This window comes from Desulfovibrio sp. 1188_IL3213 (assembly GCF_036763145.1).
Taxonomy (GTDB): domain Bacteria; phylum Desulfobacterota; class Desulfovibrionia; order Desulfovibrionales; family Desulfovibrionaceae; genus Desulfovibrio.
The window spans coordinates 1-1,411 of record NZ_JBAIYR010000525.1; the positions used below are offsets into that span (position 1 = coordinate 1).

Sequence of the window (1,411 nt, forward strand, 5' to 3'; positions counted from 1 at the left end):
GACGGCATGCGCCCCGCACCGCAGACAGGCGTTGCGCAGGTCTCGCCGGAGCTGTCCGCGCGCATCGGCGTGCTGGAAAAGGCCGTACTGGAAAATCCCAAAGATGCGGCCCGTTGGGCCGGTCTGGGCAATCTGTATTTTGATACGGGGCAGGCCCAGAAGGCGGTTTCAGCCTATGAGCGCTCTTTGGCCCTTGAGCCGGGCAATGCCCATGTACTCACGGACCTCGGCATCATGCAGCGCGAGTTGGGACAGTTTGAAAAAGCCGTGGAAAGTTTTCGCAAAGCTGCGACCTTACAGCCTGACCTTGAAAACGCCCTCTTTAATGAAGGCGTGGTGCTTTATTACGACCTCAAGCGCAAGGATGAAGCCCAGGCGGCCTGGAAGCGGCTTTTGCGCATTAATCCGGGCGCGCGCGCGCCGGACGGCCAGCCTGTTTCCGAGCTTATTCAGCATCTGCACTAGGCAATTTCACTTTGAAATTGCTTCAGAGTGAACCGTCAGTGAAAACTTGTATCCGCCCGGCTCTGCGCATGGCACGGCGTGGTGCGGCCGAAAGCGCCTGTTTTCGGCCGCACGAGGTGCTTGAACGCCGCATGCCGCAGGTGGCCGGGTGAATTTTTCGGCGACGTGGCAATCCCCGTCAGCCCGTATTGCACGATGCGTCCCGACAGCGGACCTGCCGCGCAAGACCAGAGAATACAGGTAGGAAATACCAATGACACATCCCCATTCCGGCCCCCGCCCCGGCCCAGGTCTTTTTTGCGCTCCTGGCCCGCGCCCCTGCATCCTGCTTTTGTGCCTGACGTTCCTCTGGCTGTTGCTTCCCTCGGCTGTGCTCAGGGCCGCGCCCACCGAGGCCATGCTCATGCCCGCCCCGGCAAGTCCGCAAAAAGCCATGATTCCTCCGGTCCTGCTTGCGCCGAACGCCCCGCTGCTGCCCCAGCTTCAGTATTTCATCGACCATACCGGAACCATGGATGTGGAAGAAGTGGCCGCCCCGGCCAATGCCAGCGCCTTTCAGCCGTTGCGGATGAAAAATCTGCCGCGTTCCACCGGTGTCATGTGGCTGCGCTTTACGCTGGCTCCCCTGCCGCAGGGAGTAAAGCCCGGGGCCATGCTGCTTGATATGGGGGCCAGCGTGCCTGACGGCCCGGTTCTGTATGAGCCGCGCACGAATCTTTTGACCGATGCCGTGGAATGGCGTGAAATAACCCCCAGCCAGCGTGATGTTCTTCTGCTGCCCGAGGCGGGAAATGAGCCGGTCACCTGCTATATCCGCCTGGACGGCCTGCCCGGCCTGTGGTTTGAGCCGATGCTGCGCACCCCGCAGGATGCCGCCAATAACTGGGGCAGTCTGGCGGGTACTGCGGCAGTGCTGGCCCTGGCGGTGGTCATGCTGCTCTGCCTT

The 1,411-nt window shown here is 61.7% G+C and carries 2 protein-coding genes; both read left to right on the top strand.

Annotation, left to right across the window (positions count from 1 at the left end; translation table 11 throughout):
- A partial coding sequence (locus V6C16_RS13280; protein ID WP_333543439.1) for a tetratricopeptide repeat protein occupies window positions 1–465 on the top strand: 465 nt, incomplete at its 5' end.
- Between the two features lie 253 nt (window positions 466–718).
- Window positions 719–1,411, top strand: a 693-nt coding sequence (locus tag V6C16_RS13285) for a 7TMR-DISMED2 domain-containing protein (protein WP_333543440.1), incomplete at its 3' end; no start/stop codon positions are given.